Source organism: Paenibacillus sp. NPDC058071 (assembly GCF_042885235.1).
GTDB lineage: Bacteria > Bacillota > Bacilli > Paenibacillales > Paenibacillaceae > Pristimantibacillus.
In genome coordinates this window covers 1-1,556 of the sequence record NZ_JBHVSK010000036.1, presented here as the reverse complement: position 1 = coordinate 1,556, position 1,556 = coordinate 1, and the positions used below count along the sequence as shown (strand labels likewise).

The window sequence follows — 1,556 nt, the reverse complement described above, 5'->3', positions numbered from 1 at the left end:
AAACCAGCTAATGGTATGTCAAGTGTAGCTTTTTGAAATGCCTCAGATTTGCTATACTGAAAAACAGGTATAACAAATAAACCTCCATCTCATGGAAGTTTGTGGTATTTAGAGATTATAAAGTGTAGGGTTGCCTTCTTTTGAGCATAGCGTAGATGTGATGTAGTAACTTGTTGGCGCAAGCGATCACAGCTACCTTATGGGGCTTCCCTTCACTTTTTTTCTTGTCGTAATACTTTCGCAAGTGAAGATTTATTCCTACTCTCAATCCACATGTGACCGCTAAATAAACTGCACGGCGTAACCGTTTAGATCCACGTTTTGTGATGCGATTTTGAGTGGCTGTAAACTTACCTGAGCTAAATACACTCGGATCAAGCCCTGCATAGGCCACTAGCTGTTTAGCATTTTTGAATTGTGTCGCATCGCCGATCTCTGCAACTATTGAGGCTGCTATTTTCGCACCTACTCCAGGGATTGTTTCAAGCAGTTTTACTTCCTCGATTAATTCAGACAACTCCAAAATGGTTTTCTCGAGTTCTGTTAGTTGTTCTTGAAAATCACGTACAGTAGTTAACATGCTGCGAAGAGCTGTTTCTAATCCGAAAGGAACGTACGTAACAGGATTCTGGAGTAAAGCCGTCCTTAAATGATCTATTTTACGATTCATCCAAGCCTCCGAGCGAGATGCTTTTGTCGCTTGCCGTACGGCTTCTTTCCACTCATTTTCTTCTCCGTTTTGAACTTCTTTTTGCGTAAGCAAGATTTCGAGCAGATTTAGAGAGGTTTTTGAAAACAAATCTTTAAACACGCCTTCATAGCCTGGAAACACTTGATCCAACAACGTTCGTAAGTTTAATTTAGCCTGCACGTAAAGGCTTGTGATGAACTCATGATGTCTAGTTAGAAACTGCAAGTCCACGAAATGCTCTTCTCGTTGAGGATAGGTTACCCAGTCTTCATCTTGGTAGTACAAATCTCCTAAATGCCACGCATCTGAAGCATCGGTTTTAACTTTTCGCAAACTTGTTCTTCGAGCTCTTTGTGCTTGCAGGGGGTTAATTAGAATAGGGTCATATCCTTCGCGTTGTAAGAACAAAACCAGTACTCGATGATAATGTCCCGTTGGTTCTAATATGACAGCAGGCTTCATTCCCATCTTAGCTTCCAATTCTCTTAATACTTGAAGGAGTCGTTCTAAACCATTTGGTGTATGCCAAATCATTTGATCTCGTCCATAAGGTGCGTTACGTTTAATAAATGCTTGCATGACCGACTTTCCTTTTGCTACATCAATGCCAACAACAGGTCTCATTTCCTTCCTCCTATTATTTCTTCGCCGGTAATCCCAAAATGGTTCCAACTCCACAGCTTCGCTTGTGATACGAGGTCAAATGCCCCAACCAGCTCAAACATGGTAGTAGGGAGTAGTGGGAGAACTGTTTTTTGTACGGGGTTATTCCCCAGAGGCTGTCACGTTCTCCCGGCTACCGCCATCATAAAACGACCATTAAATTAGGCCAACCAGTAATCTCTGGTTGACCTAATAATACGAA

At 41.8% G+C, this 1,556-nt stretch carries 1 protein-coding gene; it reads right to left on the bottom strand.

Features of this window, described 5'->3' with window-relative positions; all coding sequences use genetic code 11:
* Positions 1–115: 115 nt before the first annotated feature.
* Positions 116–1,315 carry an IS110 family RNA-guided transposase gene (locus ACFVTB_RS27545; RefSeq protein WP_387756591.1) on the bottom strand — a complete coding sequence of 400 codons (1,200 nt, stop codon included), beginning with the start codon at positions 1,313–1,315 and terminating at the stop codon, positions 116–118.
* Positions 1,316–1,556 lie beyond the last annotated feature (241 nt).

What these genes read in the sequence shown, in the direction of transcription:
- ACFVTB_RS27545 (WP_387756591.1), bottom strand. Translation starts at nt 1,315, where the DNA reads ATGAGACCTGTTGTTGGCATTGATGTAGCAAAAGGAAAGTCGGTCATG.